Below are 23,090 nucleotides of genomic sequence, written 5' to 3' on the forward strand. Positions count from 1 at the left end.
TTTTACCCCCTTTCCCGGGGGTAATTCCGTCTCAAAAAACTTTCTATCCAGCAGATTATCAACGCTATTGACGGTTTGTTAACTGATGGTTACCATTTTATACGCGCCTATTTCGATTAACAATTAATTAACAAATTCCTTATCTTCAGAAAAATCCGTGGAGTAGTTACGTATCGAATATACCTGAAAATTTATACCTGGCAGGAGCAGACACCCGATCAATCTTTACACTGTATGACGAAAACCAGCGAAGCGCAGCTGTTTAAAGGGCTTTTACCCCTCCCTGACAGCTCAACCACATACAACGTATGAATGCCCCCGATAATGACATAGCATTACTGGCGGCACTGAAAACGGGCAATGTGGAAGCATTTGACCATTTCTACCACCTCTACCGCCAATGGCTGTTAATTACGGCAATGACCATCCTGCAGGACGAAGACGAAGCGCAGGAACTGGTACAGGAATTCTTTATTGATTTCTGGCAGCATGCCTTGTATAAGCGGCTGGAGCTGAACACCGTGTCTACGCTGAAGAATTTCCTTTTTGTCAGCATTAAGAACCGGTGTTTAAACAAGATCTCTAAAGACGAGACGCGGAGAAAGCGGATGTCGTGGTTGGAGCATTCGCCCCATGTACCTCCCGACACCCGGCTGGAGAAAATTGAGTTACATGGCCAGCTGGAAGAAGCCATCAACCTGTTGCCCCTTAAACAATCCCAGGTATTCCGTTTGGCGTACCAGGAACATAAGACCCGTAAGGAAATTGCCGCTGTACTGGACATCAGCGAAGAAACCGTCAAAAAACATGTGGCGGCCGCCCTGAAAACACTTCGTCAATTATTGGAAAAAATCCGCTTCTGAGATACCCCGTCCAGATAATATTTCTGTTATTATGATTGATGAAAAATCTGACGTTCCTATTTCAGTTGATGACAGAAAAGAAAGCCGGTATTATATCGGCAGCTGATGAAGCATTACTGGACGCCTATATGGAAGAAATTCCGGAGGCCCGGGAAATGTGGGAGCTTATCGAAAGTGGTCAGCAGTTACGACAGCCTGCACATTGGCGTAATACCTACAGTATCGCCGATTCGCAGGCAGGTCCCCCATTGATAAAATGGGGTATTGCAGCCAGTATGTTCCTGGCGGTATTTTGTGTTAGCTGGTACTACCTGTTTCAGGGCGGCGTTCATCTGGCGGCCGAACCTGCACCCATAGCAGCTTTCCCCGGGGCTACGCTTACGCTGGCAGACGGATCTGTTCACCAGTTGCCTGGCAGTCCGGGTACCGTTGATATCGGCGGGCAACAATTGCCTTTGCAAGCCGGCGTACTATCCCTTCAAACCGCCATCCACCTGCCATCGGGGCAGAACACCCTGGCAGTTCCCCAGGACAGTCACTACAAAATAACCCTGGCAGACGGCTCCGAAATATGGCTCAACGCCAGTACCACGCTGCAGTTCCCCTTTGAGTTCAGGCAGTCCACCCGGGAAACGCTGCTCACCGGCGAAGCCTATTTCCGGATCGCCGCCAATCCTAATAAACCTTTTATCCTGAAGCTGCCCAATAGTACGGTGCAGGTATTGGGTACCAGTTTTCATGTCAACACCTACGATCCTCATCATATTCGTATATCCCTTACCGAAGGCTCTATCCGTATTACTGCCGGTACCCGGCAGGTGGTACTGCGTCCCGGTCAGCAGGCCGTTTACAACGACAGTACCCATACCCTTGATGTACAACATTTTGATGAACAGCAAGCAGACGCCTGGCGTAAAAAACAATTTTATTTCACCAGCGTAACCCTCGCCGGACTGAAAAGCATTACCATGCGCCGTTACGGCCAGCATGGCGTGATTGATCCTTCCGGAGCCATCCATAAACCATTCATTGTGAGTCCCGACGGAGAGCCACTTTCCGCCGGCATACTATTGCCAGGCCCACATCCGGCCAGCGACAGCATGCAACTATATCAATAGGCACTCATCAAAAACCATCTTCCATGAAATCTACCACCAAAATCCTCTACATCGAAAGGGATGACACTACCTTTACACCGCACCAGGATATTCCCGCTGCCTTCCAGGGCCAGCTGATTCCGTATGCGCGGTTTTACTACCACGAGGACAAAGACGGCAGTATCCTGGACCAGAACATCAGAGCCGGTGAATTTTCCATCTGGGTACACAGTATTCAGATGCGCCCCGGCGTGGAAGTACGGCCCTGCGCCCAGTACCAGGTAATTACCCTGCACGCCTACGACGACATTGAGAGCCTGAGAGGCGCCATCAACAACCGGGAGCAGCTGGAGAAAGAAGTCAGCCTCTTTAACGTGATGGCTTCCGATGAACCCTCCCTTCCTGGCACGCAACAACCAATGAGTTTTCATATCAACATCGAGCCATATGCCCTCAAGGAGCTGTCCAGGGAATTTCCGCTGCTCAGCGCACTGGCGGCTATTCCTATTTCCAACGTCACCGGGCCGCTGCATAAAGCGCCGTTCCTGCTCAATCCCGTGAGCCGCCTGATACGCGACCGTATCCTGCGCGCCAAACATATCGGTAACAGTGCCTACAGTTTTTTCCGCCGCAATGCAGCCGATTTCTATGGCAACTATACCCGGCGGCTGATAGCACCGGCGCCCATTATGATGAACGACGCCAAAAGGCAACAGCTGTACGAGATATTCCGCTATATCCTGGAGCATCTGGATGAACCGCTGACCTATAAAATGTTGCAACAGAAATTTGGGGTAGAAGAAGCGTTGTTACGCCGTCCGTTTGAACAGGAATTTCACCTGACTATACCGGAGCTGGTATTGCAGGAAAAAATGGCCGTAGCCTTTGAGATGCTGAGCACCCGCAATACGCCGGTCACCATCATCATGGAGCGATTAGGCTTCAACAGTCTGCCTGTTTTCCTCAGCACTTTCGATAAATACTTTAAATACGGCGCCTTACAGGTCATGGATGCCCAGTAAGGAACCCTACTTTTCCAATCCTTTCAGCAGTTCCTTTACAAAGAGGTCTGCAGCCTTTTTGCGGTAGGTGCCTTTCTGCCAGAGTATAAAAGCCTTGCGTAGCAGGGCTTTCCCGGCGATGGGCACCGCTACCAGGTTTTTCCAGCCATTGAGCGCCCGCTCATTCAGCAGTGTTACCCAATGTCCGCCTTCCAGCATCGACAGCAGCGCGTGTACATCGTTGAGCTCCACCCTTACCGCCGGATATACCTTATGTTTCTCCAGTACCTCACTGAGAAAATCGCGGGAGCTGAACCCTTTAGAGGCCAGGATCAGTTCCATCCCATCCAGGTTTTTCAGGTTGATTTCCTTCAATTGCGCCATGGGATGCTTTTTGGAGACCGCCATCACTATTTTGGACGTAAACAGTTCCTGGTGTTCAAACTCCTTTCCCGGTTGCAGCTGGTGAAAGGCCAGGATAAAGTCCAGCTGGGAGGAACGTAGTTTCCTTTCCAGTTCCTCCGTATTACCATAATCCACGAAGATGCGGATGCCCGGGTATTTTCCGGGAAAGGACTTTAATACCGGCAGCAGCAGGGAAGTAAACGCGTAAGTGGCGCCAATGCGCAGATCGCCGGTGAGCAGGTTTTGTAAATCTTCGATCGCCTGTTTTCCTTTCTCTACATCCAATAGAATCTGGCGGGCATGCAGGAGGAACACGCTGCCGGCTTCCGTGAGTTGTACGTGTTTACCCACACGGTCAAATAACGGCATGCCTAATTCTGTTTCCAGGGCCTTGATTTGCTGCGATAAGGTAGATTGAGTGACATACATAGACGCCGCAGCTTCCGTAAAATGCGCTGTTTCCGCGGCTTTCACAAAATAGGCCAGTTGACGAAGCTCCATCGATTAATCGTTTTTACTAATGAATATGATTAAAACAATCTATTTTACAAATATATCATTCTGACCGAAATTTGCACCATCGATTATTAAAAGGAATGCCTGCATTCCCGCTTTCATAAATAAATTTTGAATGGATGTATTTCGCTCACTAAAATCCCGGAATTTCCGGCTCTTTTTTTATGGACAATCTGTTTCGCTGATAGGCACCTGGATGCAAAAGACAGCCGTTTGCTGGCTGGTGTACCGGTTAACCAATTCCGCCCTGCTGCTGGGTGTTGTCAGTTTTGTAAGCCTCATTCCTTCCCTGGTATTATCGCCTTACGCAGGCAGTTATATTGACCGTCATAACCGTTACCATCTGATGATCATCACGCAGGTGATTTCCATGGTACAGGCAGGCGCACTGGCGCTTATGATCCTGCTACGGTATTATCATATCCCTGGTATCATTTTCCTGTCGCTCGTACAGGGCGTGATCAACGCTTTTGATGTTACCTGCCGGCAGTCGCTGATGGTGGAGATGGTAGAGCAGAAAGATGATCTACCCAATGCCATTGCGCTGAACTCCACCATGGCTAATTTCGCCCGTATTGCCGGCCCAGCGCTGGCAGGCATTGTATTAAGCACCTTCGGGGAAGACATTTGTTTTATCGGCAATTTCCTGAGTTATGTGCCTGTGCTGATTTCTTTATTTATGATGAAGATGGAACTGCCTGTGATGGTAAAGTCAAAGCGCAGTATCTGGGTAGAATTAAGAGAAGGCTGGGACTATATTTCCCATGACAGGGACCTGTCTTCCCTGCTGCTGATGCTGACTGCCAGCAGTTTACTGGTGATGCCTTTCAATACCCTGATGCCGATCTTCGCCAAAGATATTTTCAACGGCAGCGCCCGCACCTTCAGTTGGTTTGAAAGCGCAGCCGGCGTAGGTTCTATTCTTTCCGCCATTTATATGGCGCAGTTAAAAGCCGGTAAAGACCTGGTGAAGATTATGATCACTTCCAGCCTGGTGTTTGGATTAAGTTTGATACTCCTCGCCTATGCCGGCTGGCTGCCACTGGCATTGTTCTTTATGATGTTGTCCGGTGTGGGCATGATGGCACAGACATCCGCTATCAACACCTATATCCAGACTCACGCCATTCCTGTGATGCGGGCCAGGGCCATCAGTTATTACATCATGGCCTACCAGGGTATGATCCCCATTGGCAGTTTGCTGACAGGCTTGCTGGCACAATGGATCGGTTCACGCGCCACGGTGTGTATCGCCGGACTGACCGGCGTTGCCGCTACCATTGTGTTTGTACAGCATCGCAAAAAAAGTAATACCCCGGGCACTATTTTTCCTTCTTCCGGTAAGATGATCGCCAACGACCGCGCTTAAAGTTTGAGTGGAGACACGCCTTCCTTCGTCATCACCACCGGACGGATTGTACCGTCTGCATTGAATTCCATCCGGTCTATGCAGGTCTCCCTGGAATTGGCCTCTTTAAGTCCCAGCGGGCGGCGATGATACACAATAAACCACTGATCGGCGCGGGGGTTGTGTATCACTGAATGATGTCCGGCACCGGTAGCGATAGCCGGGTCTTGCTGCAGAATTTTACCGATGCGTTTAAAAGGCCCTGCCGGATTGTCGGCGATGGCATAGGCCACGCTGTAGTCTGGTCCACCCCAGCCACCTTCCGACCACATAAAGTAGTACTTCCCGTTTCTGACAAACATGGTGGGTCCTTCCGTATATTTTTCCGGCGTAATTTCCCGGAAGGTAGTACCATCCTCAAAAGGTATGAACCCGGTAAAATCGTCCTTCAGGCGGGCGATATTACAATGTCCCCAGCCGCCATAGATCAGGTAATAAGCGCCGTCCGTATCCTGGAACACGTACTGGTCAATCGGTTGGGCACCATGAACAATACTGTCAACCAGCGGTTTGCGGAGATAGTCGCGGTAAGGCCCTTCCGGATTGTTGGCTACGGCGACGCCTATACCGCCGGGTTCGCCGTTATGCTGAATATCGTTGGCGCCGAAGAAAAAGAAATATTGTTTCCCTTTTTGGATCACCGCCGGCGCCCACATGGCTCTCCTGGCCCATTTGATAGCCGCCGTGTCCAGGACATGCGGGTATTTTTTCCAGTGGACCAGGTCATCAGAAGCAAAAGCATCAAAAAAGACCTGTTGCTCATATTTAGCGGAAAAAGTGGGAAAGATCCAGTATTTTTTTCCGAACACCACCCCTTCGGGATCAGCGTACCATCCGGGGAAAACCGGGTTGCCGGCGTGGCCCGGCAGTTTTTTGTCCTGGGCGTGTACAGTCAGCGCCAGCGTGGTGGCTGCCAGCAGCGCAGCACACTTTTTTTTCATACCGTTCGTTTTCATAGCAGCTAAAAATAATAAAGCCATTGTATTTATCCGGCAAAACTTTAACACATCCCCAACATGCATGGGTACCCACTGCCACCATTTTTCGATATTTTTACGCATTAGAATGGCCTTGAACATGAAAGCAGGAAAAAAAATCATCCGTGTGGCGCTGATATCGCTGGCAGCTTTACTGCTGCTGACCGGCATTGCAGGCGGCGTTTTATACAGCCAGCAACAGCGTCTGACCCAAATGGCAGTTGATGAGCTGAACAAACAGTTTGCCGGGGAACTGGTACTGGGCAACAGCAGCATCTCCCCTTTCAGCAATTTTCCCTATGTATCTATCGCTTTGCACAACGTTCGTTTTTATGCCAACAAACGCATGGACAGTAAACCGTTGTACGAGGTGGAGAAGCTATATGCCGGCTTCAGCCTGCCGGATATACTCCGGGGCCGCTACCAGGTACGCATTATCGTGGTAGCTAACGGGAACGTACATATTGCACGTGCCGCCAATGGCGATGTAGACCTGATCAAGGCGCATGCCTTCAAGACGGATACCAGCTCCGCCGCCGTGGCCGACAGCGTAGAAGCGCTGACCCTCGACCTGAAAAAGGTAATCCTGAAAAATATTGACGTTACCTACCTGGACGCTGCTTCCGGCTGGAAAATCGTGTCCCATATTGATAAAATCAGGACATCCTTTAAAATGGAAGGCGATCATATGGCGCTGGACCTGGATAGCAAACTGTCGTTCGATTTCACCAGTCCAACCGACAGCACCTTATTCCGCAACCGGAAAGTGGCCATGGTGCTGAAAGGAGACTATGACCTTGGCCAAAAGAAACTGTCCCTCTCTCCCAGCACCATCCGGCTGGAGAATGCCAGTCTCGCACTCGCCGGCAGCGCTGTGCTGGGTAAAGAAACAGACCTGGACCTGCAAGTCAGGGGAGACAGGCCCGACCTGAACCTGCTTTTCGCCCTCGTACCCAACGACATCGCCGCCATGCTGGAGAAATACCGCCGCGATGGCCGCATCTTTTTCGATGGCACCGTAAAAGGGAAAATCTCCAAAAATGAAATGCCTGCCATCCGCGTTAATTTCGGTTGCGAAAACGTGTGGTTCCAGAATAAAAACATTGACCGGAAAGTCGACTCCCTGGGCTTCAAAGGATACTTTACCAACGGTGACGCCCATACGCTAAAAACAGCAGAACTGCATCTGCTCGGCATCAACGCCAAACCAGGACAGGGCGTTTTCAAAGGTAATTTTATTATGAAGGATTTCACCGATCCGCATGTCGTGATGCAGGTGTACTCCGAACTGGACCTGAAGTTCGTAGGCGAGTTCCTGGGTATCAAAGACCTGCAGCAGCTACAGGGGCAAATTGCCCTGAAAATGGACTTCAAGGAGCTGGTAGACATCCATCTGCCGGAACAACAGCTGGCCAAACTGAAAGAGGGCGTACAGAGCGAGTTGACCGTGAGTAACCTGGAATTCCGTATTCCCAACTATCCCCTGCCGGTTCGTAAAATGAACCTGCATGCTCAAATCCGCAATGGTGGCCTGCTGCTGGACTCCGTAGCTTTTCGTATAGGCCATTCCGATATAAAGGCAGCAGGTTCCATCAGCGACCTCCCGGCTATTTTCCACCAGCAGAAAAAGCCTATTGCCGTTACCTTCCGGGCCTCGAGTAACGCTATCCATCCCGGGGAACTGCTGCTGGCAGACTCCACCCACAAAGTGCTACGCCAGGAAGTAATTTCCGGTTTTAACATCGGGCTGGCTTTTGAAACATCCGTGCAGGAACTGCTGCATCCTGCCCCACTGCCGAAAGGCACTTTCAAACTGACCAACCTGGGCGCCGCTTTCAAAGAATATCCGCATGCCCTGCATGATTTCGGTGCAGACATCACCATCAATGATACCAGCCTGCTGGTACGTAATTTCACCGGGCATATCGACAGCAGCGGCTTTGCCTTTAAAGGCCGGCTCAATAATTATCCGCTTTGGTTTACCAAAATCAAAAAAGGCCGGACAGAACTGGCGTTTGATCTGAAGTCAGACCGTATAGCCGTCAACGATCTGATTGGTCCCCGCGGGCGTAAATTCATCCCCCAGGGCTATTGGTACGAACAGGCCAGCAACCTCTGGTTACGCGCCAAACTGAACCTGCGTTACGACACCGTGTTCAAACGTGTAGACGCGCATATTGCCAACATCTCCGGCACCCTGAAACAACATCCTATTCAACTGGAGAATATTAAAGGGAGAATACGGTATGGCGCCAACAAATACCTGGTGGTAGACACGCTCACCGGCAAAATCGGCAGCAGTGACTTCGACATGAACGTGAAACTATACGCCGGGCCCGATCGCCAGGGTAAGGAGCGGAATAACTTCTTCAGCTTTCATTCCAAATTCCTGAATGTGGATGAGCTGATGAACTACGACTTTACCGATCATACCGCGCAAACCGCTCCCACACAACCTACCACCGTTAGGCAGAACGACAGTCTGCATGCCGCCGGTTTCAACATCTTCAAAATACCTTTCAGCAATTTCGACGCGCAGGTCAATATTGGCAAGATACGCTACCACCGCCTGTGGATGAAGGAAGTGCTGGCCAACGTGCATATGCAGAAAGACCAGCGCATCAAGGTAGATACCATTTCCGTGCGGATGGCAGGTGGACATATCGGTATGCGGGGCATACTCAACGCCTCCGATCCCGCGAAGCTCTATTTCCGCAGCGGTATCCGGCTCGATAGCGTAGACATGACCAAAATGCTGCTGAAGTTCGACAACTTCGGACAAGACATGGTACTCAATAAGAACCTGAAAGGAAAACTAAGCGGGCATATCAAAAGCCATGTGCGGTTACACCCCGACCTGACGCCGGTGCTGAGCGAAACCGCCGCCCAGATGGATATCGAAATAAACGACGGCGTGCTGATAGACTTTGGTCCCATGCAGGCCATGTCGTCCTATTTCAAGGATAAAAACCTCCGTATGGTGCGTTTTGACACGTTGCGCAATAAACTCACGTTTAAAAACGGTACCCTGGAAATTCCCAATATGAATATTAATTCTTCCCTGGGGTATATAGAAGTATCGGGGAAGCAGTCACTGGACCTCCAGATGAGTTACCAGCTCCGTATCCCCATGCGGATGGTTACGCAGGTCGGTTTCCAGTCCCTTTTTGGCCGTAAACGCGAAGAAGTGGAGGCTGACCAGGTAGATGCTATTGAAAGCGTGGATAAGGGGAAAAAGGGCCGTTTTATGCATATCAGGATTTCCGGCACACCGGATAAATATCATATCGGGTTGGGTAAGGCGAAGAATATTTAAAAAAACAGCGGCCGTCTCTTGTTGAGACGGCCGCTGTTTTTTAGATTGATGATGATTGTTATTTCTTTTGTTTCTCCAGGAAACTCACCAGCGACGCAAACTCCTCAAAAGACAGTGCATTCGCAAGACCTTCCGGCATCATAGACGTTTTCATTTCCTTACGGGAGAGGATATCCGCTGTATTAACCGTATATACCGATCCTGTAATATCTCTCAGCACCACTTTAGCGGCCGTTTCTTCCGTCACAAATCCCATGTAGGTCTTATTTCCTTTTGCGGTGATGGTCACCGTCGCAAATCCCTGGGAAATAGAGGCATTGGGTTTAAGGATGGATTCAGCGATCCGTTCGCGGTTCATGATGGAACCGATTTGACCCATAAAGGGGCCTTTCATCTTTTCGGCCCTGGTAAGGCTATGACAGGCATTACATCCCTGGTTGGCGAACAAAATTTTTCCTTTGGCAGGATCGCCTTTGATTTGTTTTACCGCCAGCAGTACGTCTTCAATAGAGGTTTTACCTACCTGTCCTTTTTTGCTTTTTATTTTTTCCAGGTCGACTTTGGGTTCTTTCGCCGCCACAGGCTCTTCTTTTTTGATCGGTGCAAAAGCAGCGATACCCATTCTGTGACGTGCATCCAGCTCCCTGAAATTATCCATACGGGCCGGGACTTTCAGCGCTTCCTTCTTCAGGAATTTTTCGATCTGCGGAGAGCCTGCCCACAGTACCGCTTTGTAATACGGACCGTGTGAATCCGGCCGGGTTCCCCACCACCAGGAAGCGTCGTAGTCCGCTTCTTTTTTATACAGGCGTGCTAAGGTAGTCAGGATTTGCTTTTTCAGTTTCTGATCTTTTGAACGCTGATAAGCCCCTATCAGGCCATTCACCACCTTTTCCTCGTGCATATAACGCATGGCCCATAAGGCGAGCGGCGCATGGGAACCGTTGAGCGCGGCCACCACAGCATCTACAGCATGCAGCTCCAGTAACGCACGCACCGCCAGATGTGGCAATACAATAGCGGCATTAGGCGTGGCATGAGGTCCTTCCACGTCTTTCACCGGCGCTGTAAAAGAAGCGGGTACTTTTGTCTGTAATAAAGCGGTAGCAGCATCGGTGCGGCCTAAACGGCCCAAGCCTACTATGGCAGCCGCCTGCACGCGGGGGGAAGGGTCTTTCAGTCCGTCGAGGAAAGGTTGTTCCGGAACGGCGGCTATGATGCCTTTGCGATCTGCCAGGGCTCTCAGTGCGTGCTCCCGCATGGCAGCGTCTTTCGTCAGTTCTACCAATGCGGCAATACCGTCTTTTCCGGCAGCCTGCGCATAGGTGTAGAGACCAGCTACGCGGGCATATAACGGTAACTGCGCATCAGATGCGATTTTCAGCGCCGCGGCTGTTCCTTCCTGACCGCCCCGCTGCAACAGCATCTGCGAAGCATTTAAGCGGGCCACCGCACCGGGGGATTTCAGTAAATCTACCAGTTCACTTACCGAGGCTTTGTTTAGGTCGGGGAAAGCTTTGTAGGTCCAGTTATTGGGTACTGCCCGCACTACAAACCCGATGGTATCGCTACCGGAATAACCGGCGCCATCCCATGCGGAGAGGTATAGCCTGCCGGAGCCGTCCACATCGAGGTCAGTAATCTGGGGTAAGGGAATAAAGTCTTCTTCTTTTTGTGTGAACGTCGGGCCATCGGGCGTTACGCGGTGAATATACAGCATACTCCTACCCCAGTCCGCCATCATGGGAACATCCGTATATTTCGCCGGCCAGCCAGGTTCGGACATATACAGCGCACCCGTACCGGAACCGCCGCCGAGATCGGCCAGCGCCGGTATTATTTCATCCGTGAAATGCTGGAACAATACCGGGTAACCGTATTCCCCCGATTGGATATGATGAGAGAAACGAACGTTCCATCCGCCGCCATCATTGGTATTTTCCCGGGTGAAGACGTTCATATAGGGATCGATGGCCACATCGTATACGTTGCGTGTACCATGTGTGAACACTTCCATTTCAGTGCCATCAGGGCGTACCCTCACAATTCCTCCACCCAGCATCGTCAATTTTTTACCGGAGCGGTCGGTGGCATCATGAAAGCCAAAATCGCCTACGGCAATATATATCCAGCCATCGATACCCATCCGGATACCGTTGGTAGCGTGATCGGTACCTCTTTCCTGGATGTATTTGCTGTTGCTGAGATGCTCTATCAGTGGCTGAGGCGGCCCATCGGCTTTGCCGTCCCCGTCTTTGTCTTCAAAAACCACCAGGGCCATGCCGGTGGCTTTACCTGTTTCTTTAGAAAAGGTAGTATGCAATACAAAGACCTGGTTGCCCATTACGATGATACCCCGGGGATTGTCTACCTCGGCGAACTTAGTATGACGATCCATCTTACCGTCGTTGTCCTGGTCTATCAGTTTAAGGATGCTGCCTTTACCAGGCGCTCTTCCTAAGGAGCCTTCCCTATCAACGCCCACAAATACCTCACCGGTGGGCGCTACAGCCAGACAAGCAGGGCTGGGTGTGACAGAAGGACCTGAAAATCGTGTGATGTTTAGTTCAGGGGGTGTGGTTTGTGCATGTCCTGCAATCGGGTTCACTGTGATAAGCGCTGTCAGCGAACAGGCCAGCGCTACTGGAAGTTTGATCATTATAAACGGCTTGTTTGATATCGTGGAAATAGCTGATCAAGATATAAAAAATTAATTGTTGTCCATAAAATTATTGCAGTCAGGAAAAGAAAATTGGTTTATTGGTAAAAAGCAGCGCGTGTCTCCTTTACAAAGAGACACGCGCTGCTTTTTACATTTTACCTGTTAGTAACCCGGGTTGCGGATCAGTTTAGGATTCAGTGCCAGTTCTATTTCCGGGATCGGGAATATACGGCGGAACAGATCATTATCTTTTTGTTTGAAGCCCCATTGGCCTTCGAATTTACCGAAGCGGATCAGGTCATTTCTTCTCCATCCTTCCCAGGCAAATTCGCGTGCACGTTCTACCAGCAGGTCATCGAGGGTAATGCCGGCAGCAGGGGTAGTGCCAGCACGGGTGCGGATTTTAGTCACCAGTACATCGGCGGTTTGCAGTTCCCCTTTAACCGTGGTAGGTGCAGCCCCCCGGAGGATGGCCTCCGCTTTCATCATCAGCACATCAGAGAGACGGAATACCGGCATATCGGTGTTCTGGAAACGGGTAGACGTGTTGAGGTTTTTATCGGGATAAAATTTGATGGAGCGGGCTCCTTTGAGCTGGCCGAGCAAGTCGTTACCCACATCCAGTTTGCCTTCACCGCCGGGTTTGAGTTTCATTTCCGGTGTGATGGTCACCCACCAGTCGATAGGCGTGTCAGGTCCCTGATAGGAAGCATCCAATGTTTTGGTACTGGTGCGAAACATATTTGGTGTGCCATCTTTATTGGTTTGCTTGCCTGCCAGCCAGGTACCATTACGTACATCATTGGGCAGGTTGAAGAAAGCGTAGAAATCGGCGATGGTGCTGAGCGCCACACTGGGACCGAAAGCCTCCGGCAGGTCAAACTTCGCTTTCAGCAAAGGATGCAGGCAGAAACGGGTGAAGTGGCAGCCAGGAATCAGGTTAGCATCGTAAGGAATAGCGAAGATGGTTTCCTTTATTTGCGGACCGTTATCCGGTTTGAAGATGGAGGTGTAATCCGCATCCATGGAGTAAGGCCCGTTGATGAGTATACTATCTGCCATGGCTACCGCGTCCGCATAACGGGGGGTGCCCGTATAGTATTCCGCGTTGAGATACATTTTTTCCAACAGCGAGAAGGCCATCCATTTAGTGGCGCGGCCGTAGGTAGAGCCGTCTACTTTCGTAGGAAGATCCGGCAATGCCGATTTCAGCGAGCTTTCGATGAAAGCAAAAACTTCCTTACGCGGTTTGGTTTCCGGCAGCGAAGCTACCGGGTACGCATCTACGATGGGAATATTGCCGAAGGAGTCCATCATAAAAAAGTAGAACAGGGAGCGCATAGCTTTCAGTTCAGCCACGGCCGTATTCCGGGTAGTGCCTTCCGGCAGTCCTTTAGCAAGGTTTAGCGCATTGTTGGCAATATTGATACCACCAAAACCCCATTGCCAGGAGCTGATCACAAAAGGCAGGTTACCCGTCCAGGTATGCAGGTGCAGGAAACGGTATTTACCACCGTCGTCGTAGTTACCGTCACGGGCCGGGATGATAGCCTCATCGGTACTCAGTTCCTGCAGCATCCAGTAATCTACGGCGTAGCTGAAGCCGGTACCATTCATAAAATAGGTAGCATCGCCGGATTTGGAGTTGGCCAGCTGGGCATATACCGCGCCGACAGCGGCCGCATAGGAAGCGCTGTTGGTGGGAAAGTTACCGGGCGTATAACGGGATTCCACGTCCACATCCAGTTTACGGCATCCGGACAGGGCCACCGCCGCTGCCAGGGCTATATTCAGAAATTTATGCAGTTTCATATTCATCAGTAGCTTAACGTTCATAATTAAAATGTAGCATTCACACCGAAGATGAATGACCGTGTTTTCGGATAGTAGTTACGTACGTCGATACCCGGAGTAAGGCCGCCCAGGTCGATTTCCGGATCAATACCGCGGTAATTGGTAATAGTGAACACGTTGTTCACGTTACCGTATACACGAATCGCACTGATGTACTGGCTCTTCGTTTTGATGGTGTACCCCAGGGTGAGGTTATCCATACGCAGGTAGGAGCCATTTTCCAGGAAGCGGTCGGAGATGAGGAAAGAGTTTTTATCGTTGTAGGACTCTCCCATGGTGAACTTCGCGATGTTGGTCATTTTAGCGTCGGTGGGCGTGTTGACTGCTGCCAGCGTAGCGTTCAGGATTTTATTGCCGGATACGCCGCGGATGAAAATAGTCAGGTCGAACCCTTTGTACAGGAAGGTATTGCTCCATCCGTAGCTGATTTTAGGCTGTGCGGAGCCGGCCACCATCAGATCGGCAGTGCTGGGCGATGTGGTGACAGTGCCATCCGCCTTTTGGTAAGTGGAGATACCGTCTTTATCCTTGCCGAGGTAATGGAACAGGGTGAAAGTACCGATGGGCTGACCTTCCAGTACTTTCTGGCTCCAGTTGCCGGATTGGCCTTTACCACCGAGGATAGCCGTGGGAATATCCTTGAGGGTGAACTGGCTATTGGCCAGAGAGCTGATTTTATTGGTATTGTGGGAAGCGTTGACCGTTGTTTTCCAGGTAAAGTTCTTACCCCTGATAACATCCGCGTTCAACACGACTTCTATCCCTTTGTTGCTCACTTTTCCTACGTTGGCCAGCAAGGTGGTGGCGATGTATTGGGTAGTAGCTACCGGGTAGTTCCAGATGAGGTCGGAAGTTTGTTTATCGTAGTAGTCGATAGCGCCACTCAGTCTGCCTTTCAGCAGGGTAAAGTCTACGCCTGCATTGAACATAGCGGTACGTTCCCATTTCAGGTCGGGGTTGGCGTTTTGAACCGGGGCGATGGCGTTGATCAGCTGACCGTTATCATAGTAGCGGCCAACGGTGCTGTATTGCAGTTGAGCCGTGAGCGGATCGAATCCGAGCGAGTTACCGGAGATACCGTAGCTGACGCGGAGTTTCAGGTCGTCCAGGGCACGTACCGTTTTCAGGAAGTTTTCCTGGCTTAAGCGCCAGCCCAGTGAGGCAGCCGGGAAGTAGCCCCAGCGGTTGTTTTTACCGAAAGCAGAAGAGCCGTCATTACGCAGGGAAGCCTGTACATAGTATTTATCCGCGTATTGATAGTTGATCCTGCCGTAGTAAGAAATGAGACGCAGCGTGGTGAGCGTGGTTTGTGCGCTGTTATCGAACACGATGGTTCCTGCAGGCGGATTGCTGAGTGCCAGGTTGTTCCAGGAAAGCGCATCGCTGCCGAAGCCCTGGGTAGTGACGCCGAAGCCGTCGCCGCTGCGGTCTTCCTGCCAGGAGTACCCTGCCAGCACTTTAAAGTTGTGTTTTCCGACCGTTTTATCGTAGTTAAAATACGACTCGATGATATTGCGTGTATTCGTCCACGATATACGGTTGGCTTTACCGCCGTTACCTTTAGCCAGTACGGAAAGGCTGTTATAGTATACGTTGCGGTTGAATTGTTCGCGTTGGGTGGTGAGGCTGGCCGTATAGGTAAGACCGGGCAGGATCTTCACTTCCGCCAGGCCGGTAGCCAGGAAGCGGGAAGATTTGGTTTGGTCTTTATTGTTGACGATCAGTGCCACGGGGTTGTTACTGCCCCTGATGTTGCCGGCATAGTCTTCCGTGAAACTGCCATCGGGGCGTGTAACCGATACCGTTGGCAGGTAGTTCAGCATGTTATACAATACCGCATCCGGCACATTGTTTTGTGTGGTGGATGTATTGAATACGGAGAAATCCAGGCGGAGGCGATCATTAAACGCTCGTTGCCCTACGTTGGCGCGTATACTTAAACGGTCGAGCGAAGAGCCTTTGATGATACCGGGATTGTTGAGGTAATTGACGCTGAAGCCGTAGTTGGTGGCTTTGGAGCCACCCATCACAGACAAGTTGTGGTTCTGTGATACGCCGGTGCGTTGTACTTCTTTTTGCCAGTCGGTATTGACCAGTTGTTGTGTACCGGGAATCGTATCGTTGTTAGCCGGGGCCAGTACCTGTCCGTTGTCGGACAGGTATTTCCGGAGTTCGTCGCCGGTCAGTACTTCCAGGCGTTTGGCTACTGTTTCCACGCCTACATACGCGTTGTAGGCTATACGAAGCTGATCTGTTTTAGGGCGGCGGGTGGTAATCATGATCACCCCGTTGGCCGCCCTGGCGCCGTATATAGCGGTAGATGCACCATCCTTCAGTACGTCGATGGTCGCGATATCATCCGGGGCAACCAGGTCTATCGGAGCGCCGGGTACGCCGTCAATTACATAAAACGGTTCCTGCGCGCCGGAACGTAAGGTAGAGGGGCCTCTCAGTATCACCGTTGGATTTTGGTTAGGATTCCCGCTTTTAGTGACAGTCAGGCCGGGTACTTTACCCTGCAGCAGCATAGAAGGGCTGCTGATAACGCCCTGGGTAAACTCTCCTGCGCTCACCGAGGAGATAGCGCCCACCACATTTTTTTTGCTGGTTTTACCATAACCGGTGATGACTACATCGTTGAGTTGGCGCAGCTGGGGAGAGAGAGATACATGCAATGTGTGTTGTCCGCCGACGGCGACATCTTTGCTGTCGTATCCCAGGAACGCGATGTGCAGCGTAGCATTGGGACTACTTACCTCCAGTTTGTACAGACCGTCAACGTCCGTTACAATACCTGTTTTGGTACCTGCTTCAGACACGCTTACACCGGGAAGCGGTTGTTTTTTTTCGTCGGTGATTTTACCCTGAATGCTGAATTTTGCCTGGGCGTGTGCATCGTGTGACAGGAGGCCGATGCAGATGGCCATGCACGTAAAAGCAAAGAAAACCTTTACGTAAAAATTCAGCAGTTGGCTACTGAAATAAAATTTGTTCATAAACGAGCACTTTAAATTTAGCTATTGGTAAAAATGATGATTGAATAGCGGCATGTGTATGCCTCATGAAAGAAAAATTCAAATGACGTGCGTTTCAGTGATTGTTCGTGGAATCCTACATCCGTATGGCTTTTCAGTTGATAAAGATGTTTTAAAAACTATAATTATTTGCGATTGCCGGAAGGTTGATGCACATAAAGGTCCACTATGCGAGTGCGAACTGACCGCAGTGATTTTCATCATTGATAAGCAGGTTTGTGCTGTAAAACTAGAAAGCGGAAACAGGATTTAATAATGAAACATGTTACCAGATTATTAATAATTATGCGGAGAGAACATGGTCAACCTGGATGATCATCTATCTAAAAAAAATAAAACAAAAAAGGTGTACCCGATGGATACACCTTTTCTATTCAGCTAATTGATTTCGTGCTTAAGCCTTCTGCATCTGCATTCTGGCCTTAATCATTTCACTTACCCGGAATATCATCCAGACGCTGATCATGGTGAGTCCGGTCATCAGGTATCCTACCATGTCATAATGTTCCAGCGGGCTGTATTTATCTTTCTGCACGACAATCAACCCTGCAACCATTGCTGCAACACCACCTGCAATTTGTTGCAAGGAAGAATTGATGCTCATAAAGGCGCCTCTGTCTTCCATTTGCGGCACCGCGCTGACGAGCGCGTTGGCCGGAATAGAGCGGCCGAGGATACCTATCATCAGCAGTACGTTCCAGGCAACCACAACCCAGAGTGGTGTGATGCTCAGTCTCGTATAGATGAGCGCAATGGTGATCATCCACAGGCTGCCCATCGCAAACAGTCTGGCTTTATCGATGCGGTCTGCCAGTTTACCTACGAAGGGCAAGATAATCAGCGCCGTAATACCGGACACCATAAACAGCAAGGGCAGTTGTTCATTGGTGAGGCCCAGGTTATTGACAGCAAAGGCGCTACCGAAAGGCATCATCAGGAAGCCACCGATAGATACTAATGCCGTACAGGTATATCCCATTCTGTATTCCTTGTTAATAAAGGTTTTCAGCAGGTGAGCGAACGGCGATCTATCCTTTTGCATTTGCAGGTGTTTGTTAACAGGTTTCAATTTTACCTGTATCAATATCATTACCAGCATGGCAAAGCCGGCTACCAGCAGGAATGGCATCCACCATCCCCAGCGGTTCGCAAAGAAAAGACTGATAGGCACTCCCAGTACCTGGCTGGCGCCAAAGCCCATCATCAGGAAACCCATTACGCGGCCGCGGTGATGAATATCAAACAGGTCGGTGACGATAGCCATAGAAATAGAAGCGATCACGCCACCAAAAAGACCGGTAAAGATACGGGCCATCACCAGTAATGGATATGTATGTGCAAGGCCGCAGAAAATAGTACCGAGAATGAAACCGCTGTAAAAAAAAGTGAGCAGTTTTTTACGATCGAAACGATCGGCGAAGCCGGCAGTTAACAGTCCGGAAGCACCGGCACTGAAGGCATACGCAGAAACAGCCACCCCAAATTGTGCAGGGTGCAGGTTCATGGATTTCATGAGCAGGTCACCTAAAGGCGACATCACCATGAAATCGAGTATCACCGTAAACTGGGTGAGTGCCAATATGAGCACGACGATTTTTTGATACCCTGTAAAGGGCACCTTAGTGGTATCTTTTTGCATGTTAAAATAAGGACTGAGAGATTAAGGTTTTAAAGCTTTTACAACGATCTCAAATGTTTGCCGGAGTATCTCATCCGTTAGTACAAATGATTTCATACTGACGCTGCGGCCTTCCCGATTAAATCGTATCAGGCTGTACAAAGGGGCAAACGCCACCGACCACCAGGCCTCCACCGAAAGCGGGATAAGTTCCCCCCTTTTTATCGCGCCTTCCACAAACCGGGTCATGACGCTGTGAAACAGATCACCGATAACACTGCGTACCTTTCCGCCATAACTGGACATTTGTATTCTTTCCATGAAAGACAAAGACAACGGATTAGCCATCAGGTAGTGGGACCGGCACTGCCATTGCTGCCATAAACCGGTTTCAAAAGACTGGTCCGGATCAAAGTCTTTTAAAATAGCATTGCTCAACCGGGTACCTTCTTCAATGGCCACCTGGGTAATAAGGTCGTCTTTGTCTTTGAAGTAAATGTACAAAGTAGCCACTGATATACCACAGGCTTTCGCCAGACTGTTGACCGACAGGTTTTCGATACCATTGGCCACTATCATCTGCATCGTCATTTGTTTGACGAGTTCTATTTTTTCCGTGTTACGGGTCCGCATGATTTTTTCTACAAACGTTTGAGGACTCAAAAATAAGTGAATATTCGCTTACTTATGTTTCTTTGCAGATATTTTTTTTTATGGCTGGATAAAAAAGTGGTTGTCCATCAGGGCATTTTTAGCCACTGCAGGAGGTTTGAGATCATCCGGGACTTATAATTGGCCGTATCCCGGGGGTTAGCGGTGTTTTGAAAGAAGTGATTGACGGGGTATACTTTGTAGGTAAGGTTTTTCTTTCCGAGGCGCAGGAATTCCAGCGGCAGGTAGTCGAGGCTATAAACGGGGGAATTGGCATCATGCATACCAGCCACTACGAACAGGGGGATATTAAGCTGGGAGAACTGCTGCAGGGGTGGTTCTGCTCCATAACCGGCCCAACGCTGATACGTATTATTCTCCCACTCCTGCCGTGTATCCTGGGGATGCTGATAGATGTCTTCAAACAGGCGCAGCAGGGAATCGATCCGTTGCTGGGCAGCGGCATAGGAAATATGCCCTTTTACCGCTTCCAGGCGGGCGTCGTGGATAAAGTCGTACAGTTGATTCAGGCCGCTGCCGAAGATACTGGCGCAGTGGGTCACTTTCTTATTGAGCTGGGCTACTTTGGGCGCTACCTGTGCCCCTTCTGAATAGCCATATACCACTACCCGGGACTGGTCGACCGGAAACCGGGCACAAACCGCATCAATCACTTTTGAAGCCGCCTGCGCCCGCCATTGCAGGCCGTTTTTATGCCGGTAGATATAAGGCATAGGCAATAGCCTGTCCACATCATCCATCGTAACCGTATCCTTGTTCACTTGTATGGTATCGCAAAAGGGAACGCCGGGTTTGCTGATCAGTACCAGATGAAAGCGATCGGCCAGCGCCATCATATCCCGGTCAAACGTATTCATGACCTCCAGCCGGCGGGGTTCCTTCACCAGTAATGCCAATGGCCAATGCCCTGAACCGTCCAATAATACCAGCAATGGTTTTTTAGTTTGCAGACCTTCTGAGGAAACGTAATAACGGACATCCCCCAACGCTGCGTCGTGTAACGTGTAGGCGTTCAGGTGGTAATCCGCAGGGGTAACGGGTTGGGCATTTAAGCCGGTTGTTAGCCACAACAACAGCCAACAACCGATGCACCGTGATAAATGATACATCATACCCTTAAGATACGAAAAGTATCAACGCAACGCCACTACCGGATTAGCCCTTGCAGCCTTTATGGCCTGCAGGCAAACCGTCACAATGGTAATGAGAATAGCCAGTGAAGCGGTGGCGGCAAACATCCACCAGGCGATATTGATACGGTAGGCAAAATCCTGCAGCCAGCGGTCCATGATCCACCAGGCCAACGGCGACGCCACTACGATAGCGATGACCACCAGCTTCAGAAAATCACGGGATAGCAAGGTAACGATACCGGATACACTGGCGCCCATTACTTTACGGATACTGATCTCTTTGGTGCGCTGTTCAGCGGCGTAGGTTACCAGGCCAAATAATCCCAGGCAGGAAATCAGGATAGCAAAGCAGGTAAAGGAAATGAATATCTTACCCGTACGCTGGTCGGCAGCATACAGGCGGCTGAAATCATCGTCCAGGAAGGTATACAGGAAGGGTTGTCCTTCCATACCCGCCACACTATGGAATTGCCGTTCTATTTTATCCATCAGCGCAGGGATGTTGTCGGTATGAATACGGAAAGCCATCATATCACTACGTCTGGCCAGGCGCATCACAATAGGCGGTATTTTGGTACGGAGAGAACCGCTGTTGAAATCTTTTACGATACCGATTATCCGCAGTGGTCTGTTTCCTTCATAGTTGGCGTAGAGGAAACGGTTATCCAGGTCGGAGTAGCCGAGCAGCTTAGCCGCCGTTTCATTGATCAGCAGCGCAGCGCTGTCGGACGGCATGTCCGGCGAAAAGTTCCGGCCTTTGGCAATCTGCATACCCAGGGTATTTACATAATCAGCATCCACCTTGTATTCAAACAATCCCGTTACCTTCCCCGCACTGGCAGCCGCATCTTTGGAGAAGATACTGGTACTGAGGACAGTGGACACCGGCAATGCATCGGCCATCGTACCGGCCTGTACGCCCGGTAACTTCAGCACGCTTTCTTTAAAGGCATCGGCATGCACCCACAACGATGAGGTATTCTTCAACACCACTACCTGCTCCCGGCTATAGCCCAGTTTTTTGTTGCGGATATAATTCAACTGCGTATATATCACCAGCGTACCTACGATGAGTATTACTGCGGTGGAAAACTGAAACACCACCAGGCTGTTACGCAACCAACCTCCCCGGAAACCTGTAGCCAGTTTACCTTTTAGCACCTGCACCGGTTCAAACGAAGAAAGGAAAAACGCCGGGTAACTACCCGCCAGCAAGCCCACCACGAAGATGGTCAGCAGCACGCCGCCTATCAGCCATTTATTGAACAGCATCGCTCCGGTAATGGCTTTACCAGCTACCTGGTTCAGGTAGGGTAATAACAGCAACGCCAATACGATAGCGATAACAGACGCAATGAAGGTAGTGAGCATAGACTCCGTCAGGAACTGTGTAATCAGGTTGATACGCTGGGAGCCCATCACTTTTCGTACGCCTACTTCCCGCGAGCGGCCGGCAGAACGGGCTGTAGAGAGGTTCATAAAATTCACGCAGGCAATCAGCAAAATAAATACCGCCACTACCGCGAATATATATACGTACTGGATATTACCAGCCGGTTCCACTTCATTGGTGAAAGGCGAATACAGGTGTATTTTGGTGAGGGGTAATACATCATACCGGAAATGGCTGCCGCTGCGTTCCAGTTCCTCGATACTGCTTCCCACCATTGCTTTCAGCGGACCATCCATATAGTTTTTGGTCAGTGTTTTCAGATAACTGAGCAAGGTGGCCTCACTGATGCCGGGCCGTACCAGCAAATACGTATCGAAGTTATCGGCCATCCAGTGGTTATCACGGCTCTGTTCCATACCGGCCATGGATTTGATAAAATCAAAATGCATATGCGCCGCCGCCGGCATGTCTTTAATAACGCCGGTCACCATGTAATCCTCTGTATTGTCGATATGCAGTATCTGACCGATGGCATTATTGTTTCCAAAATATTTTTTAGCCATCTTTTCGGAGATGACCATCGTGTTGGGTTTGGTCAGTGCCGTTTTAGGATCACCGGCTATCATCGGCAGTGTAAAAACATCAAACAGGGTGGAGTCGGCAAAACCGGCATTACGTTCCAATAGTGTTTCGCTACCTTTTTTAACGAGAACGGAGCGGTCTCCGAAACCGCGCAACCGCACATAGTTTTCGATGCCCGGGAAGTCCTTCAGCATGGTGGCGCCCATTTGTGCAGGGGTGTACCTTTCGCGGAAGGCGTTGCCATTCACCTGGAAGTCGGCGTTCACGCGGTAGATACGATCGGCCTTTTCATTGAAACGGTCGTAGCTCAGCTCATCGATGACAAAAAGCGCTATCAGCAGGCAGGTAGCCAGGGCTATCGCCAGCCCGAAGATATTGATAGCCGAATACCCCTTACTTCTGATGAGGTTCCTCACTGCGATTTTGAAATAGTTCCTGAACATGGACTGGTTGGATGTTTGTCAGTTGCAGCAAAAAGACAATGCCATATTTTAATTAATTGAAAATCAGTTATTTATTTTACACACTTTAAGATAAATGTTCGTTTTCAAAACACCG

The 23,090-nt window shown here is 50.1% G+C and carries 14 protein-coding genes; 5 read left to right on the forward strand and 9 right to left on the reverse strand.

Annotation, left to right across the window (positions count from 1 at the left end; genetic code table 11):
* Window positions 1-308 precede the first annotated feature (308 nt).
* Genes ICL07_RS00580 through ICL07_RS00590 form a run of 3 tightly spaced genes read left to right on the forward strand, consistent with a single transcriptional unit; the run spans window position 309 to window position 2,982 of the window.
* Entirely contained in the window at window positions 309-863 is a 555-nt protein-coding gene (locus tag ICL07_RS00580; protein ID WP_188086010.1) for an RNA polymerase sigma factor, read from the forward strand.
* Between the two features lie 38 nt (window positions 864-901).
* Entirely contained in the window at window positions 902-1,981 is a 1,080-nt protein-coding gene (locus ICL07_RS00585) for a FecR family protein (protein WP_188086011.1), read from the forward strand.
* A 23-nt stretch (window positions 1,982-2,004) separates the two neighbouring features.
* The gene (locus tag ICL07_RS00590; RefSeq protein ID WP_188086012.1) at window positions 2,005-2,982 is read left to right on the forward strand and encodes a helix-turn-helix transcriptional regulator; all 978 of its coding nucleotides are present in this window, start codon (window positions 2,005-2,007) and stop codon (window positions 2,980-2,982) included.
* Between the two features lie 6 nt (window positions 2,983-2,988).
* Here the strand turns inward: ICL07_RS00590 and ICL07_RS00595 are convergent, their stop codons facing one another.
* Window positions 2,989-3,867 (reverse strand): LysR substrate-binding domain-containing protein, encoded by an 879-nt coding sequence (locus ICL07_RS00595; protein ID WP_188086013.1) that lies wholly within the window; start codon window positions 3,865-3,867, stop codon window positions 2,989-2,991.
* A gap of 130 nt (window positions 3,868-3,997) precedes the next feature.
* Between ICL07_RS00595 and ICL07_RS00600 the strand changes: the two genes are divergently transcribed.
* Window positions 3,998-5,251, forward strand: coding sequence for an MFS transporter (locus ICL07_RS00600; protein WP_188086014.1), 1,254 nt, complete (start codon window positions 3,998-4,000; stop codon window positions 5,249-5,251).
* Here ICL07_RS00600 and ICL07_RS00605 read toward each other — a convergent pair.
* Complete coding sequence (locus ICL07_RS00605) at window positions 5,248-6,231, reverse strand: glycoside hydrolase family 43 protein (RefSeq protein ID WP_188086015.1); 984 nt, start codon at window positions 6,229-6,231, stop codon at window positions 5,248-5,250. The genes ICL07_RS00600 and ICL07_RS00605 overlap by 4 nt on opposite strands.
* Before the next feature lie 136 nt (window positions 6,232-6,367).
* Between ICL07_RS00605 and ICL07_RS00610 the strand changes: the two genes are divergently transcribed.
* Window positions 6,368-9,583, forward strand: coding sequence for an AsmA family protein (locus ICL07_RS00610; RefSeq protein ID WP_188086016.1), 3,216 nt, complete (start codon window positions 6,368-6,370; stop codon window positions 9,581-9,583).
* 58 nt (window positions 9,584-9,641) lie between these two features.
* On the opposite strand, the gene ICL07_RS00615 is transcribed toward ICL07_RS00610, so the two are convergent.
* From ICL07_RS00615 to ICL07_RS00645, 7 genes are all read right to left on the reverse strand, one after another.
* On the reverse strand, window positions 9,642-12,242 hold the full coding sequence (locus tag ICL07_RS00615) for a DUF7133 domain-containing protein (protein WP_188086017.1): 2,601 nt from the start codon (window positions 12,240-12,242) through the stop codon (window positions 9,642-9,644).
* 165 nt (window positions 12,243-12,407) lie between these two features.
* Window positions 12,408-14,081, reverse strand: a complete 1,674-nt coding sequence (locus ICL07_RS00620; RefSeq protein WP_246484953.1) for a RagB/SusD family nutrient uptake outer membrane protein — start codon at window positions 14,079-14,081, stop codon at window positions 12,408-12,410.
* A 2-nt stretch (window positions 14,082-14,083) separates the two neighbouring features.
* Window positions 14,084-17,095, reverse strand: a complete 3,012-nt coding sequence (locus ICL07_RS00625) for a SusC/RagA family TonB-linked outer membrane protein (RefSeq protein ID WP_188086018.1) — start codon at window positions 17,093-17,095, stop codon at window positions 14,084-14,086.
* 433 nt (window positions 17,096-17,528) lie between these two features.
* Complete coding sequence (locus tag ICL07_RS00630; protein WP_188086019.1) at window positions 17,529-18,773, reverse strand: MFS transporter; 1,245 nt, start codon at window positions 18,771-18,773, stop codon at window positions 17,529-17,531.
* 21 nt (window positions 18,774-18,794) lie between these two features.
* On the reverse strand, window positions 18,795-19,385 hold the full coding sequence (locus ICL07_RS00635) for a TetR/AcrR family transcriptional regulator (RefSeq protein WP_188086020.1): 591 nt from the start codon (window positions 19,383-19,385) through the stop codon (window positions 18,795-18,797).
* Between the two features lie 107 nt (window positions 19,386-19,492).
* Entirely contained in the window at window positions 19,493-20,536 is a 1,044-nt protein-coding gene (locus ICL07_RS00640) for an alpha/beta hydrolase family protein (RefSeq protein ID WP_188086021.1), read from the reverse strand.
* A gap of 21 nt (window positions 20,537-20,557) precedes the next feature.
* Window positions 20,558-22,975 (reverse strand): ABC transporter permease, encoded by a 2,418-nt coding sequence (locus ICL07_RS00645; RefSeq protein ID WP_188086022.1) that lies wholly within the window; start codon window positions 22,973-22,975, stop codon window positions 20,558-20,560.
* Window positions 22,976-23,090: the final 115 nt, after the last annotated feature.

Source organism: Chitinophaga qingshengii, assembly GCF_014529935.1.
Lineage (GTDB): Bacteria > Bacteroidota > Bacteroidia > Chitinophagales > Chitinophagaceae > Chitinophaga > Chitinophaga qingshengii.

Coding starts and splice junctions, on each gene's coding strand:
- ICL07_RS00580 (WP_188086010.1), top strand. CDS start 309: ATGAATGCCCCCGATAATGACATAGCATTACTGGCGGCACTGAAAACG.
- ICL07_RS00585 (WP_188086011.1), top strand. CDS start 902: ATGAAAAATCTGACGTTCCTATTTCAGTTGATGACAGAAAAGAAAGCC.
- ICL07_RS00590 (WP_188086012.1), top strand. CDS start 2,005: ATGAAATCTACCACCAAAATCCTCTACATCGAAAGGGATGACACTACC.
- ICL07_RS00595 (WP_188086013.1), bottom strand. CDS start 3,867: ATGGAGCTTCGTCAACTGGCCTATTTTGTGAAAGCCGCGGAAACAGCG.
- ICL07_RS00600 (WP_188086014.1), top strand. CDS start 3,998: ATGGATGTATTTCGCTCACTAAAATCCCGGAATTTCCGGCTCTTTTTT.
- ICL07_RS00605 (WP_188086015.1), bottom strand. CDS start 6,231: ATGAAAAAAAAGTGTGCTGCGCTGCTGGCAGCCACCACGCTGGCGCTG.
- ICL07_RS00610 (WP_188086016.1), top strand. CDS start 6,368: ATGAAAGCAGGAAAAAAAATCATCCGTGTGGCGCTGATATCGCTGGCA.
- ICL07_RS00615 (WP_188086017.1), bottom strand. CDS start 12,242: ATGATCAAACTTCCAGTAGCGCTGGCCTGTTCGCTGACAGCGCTTATC.
- ICL07_RS00620 (WP_246484953.1), bottom strand. CDS start 14,081: ATGAACGTTAAGCTACTGATGAATATGAAACTGCATAAATTTCTGAAT.
- ICL07_RS00625 (WP_188086018.1), bottom strand. CDS start 17,095: ATGAACAAATTTTATTTCAGTAGCCAACTGCTGAATTTTTACGTAAAG.
- ICL07_RS00630 (WP_188086019.1), bottom strand. CDS start 18,773: ATGCAAAAAGATACCACTAAGGTGCCCTTTACAGGGTATCAAAAAATC.
- ICL07_RS00635 (WP_188086020.1), bottom strand. CDS start 19,385: ATGCGGACCCGTAACACGGAAAAAATAGAACTCGTCAAACAAATGACG.
- ICL07_RS00640 (WP_188086021.1), bottom strand. CDS start 20,536: ATGATGTATCATTTATCACGGTGCATCGGTTGTTGGCTGTTGTTGTGG.
- ICL07_RS00645 (WP_188086022.1), bottom strand. CDS start 22,975: ATGTTCAGGAACTATTTCAAAATCGCAGTGAGGAACCTCATCAGAAGT.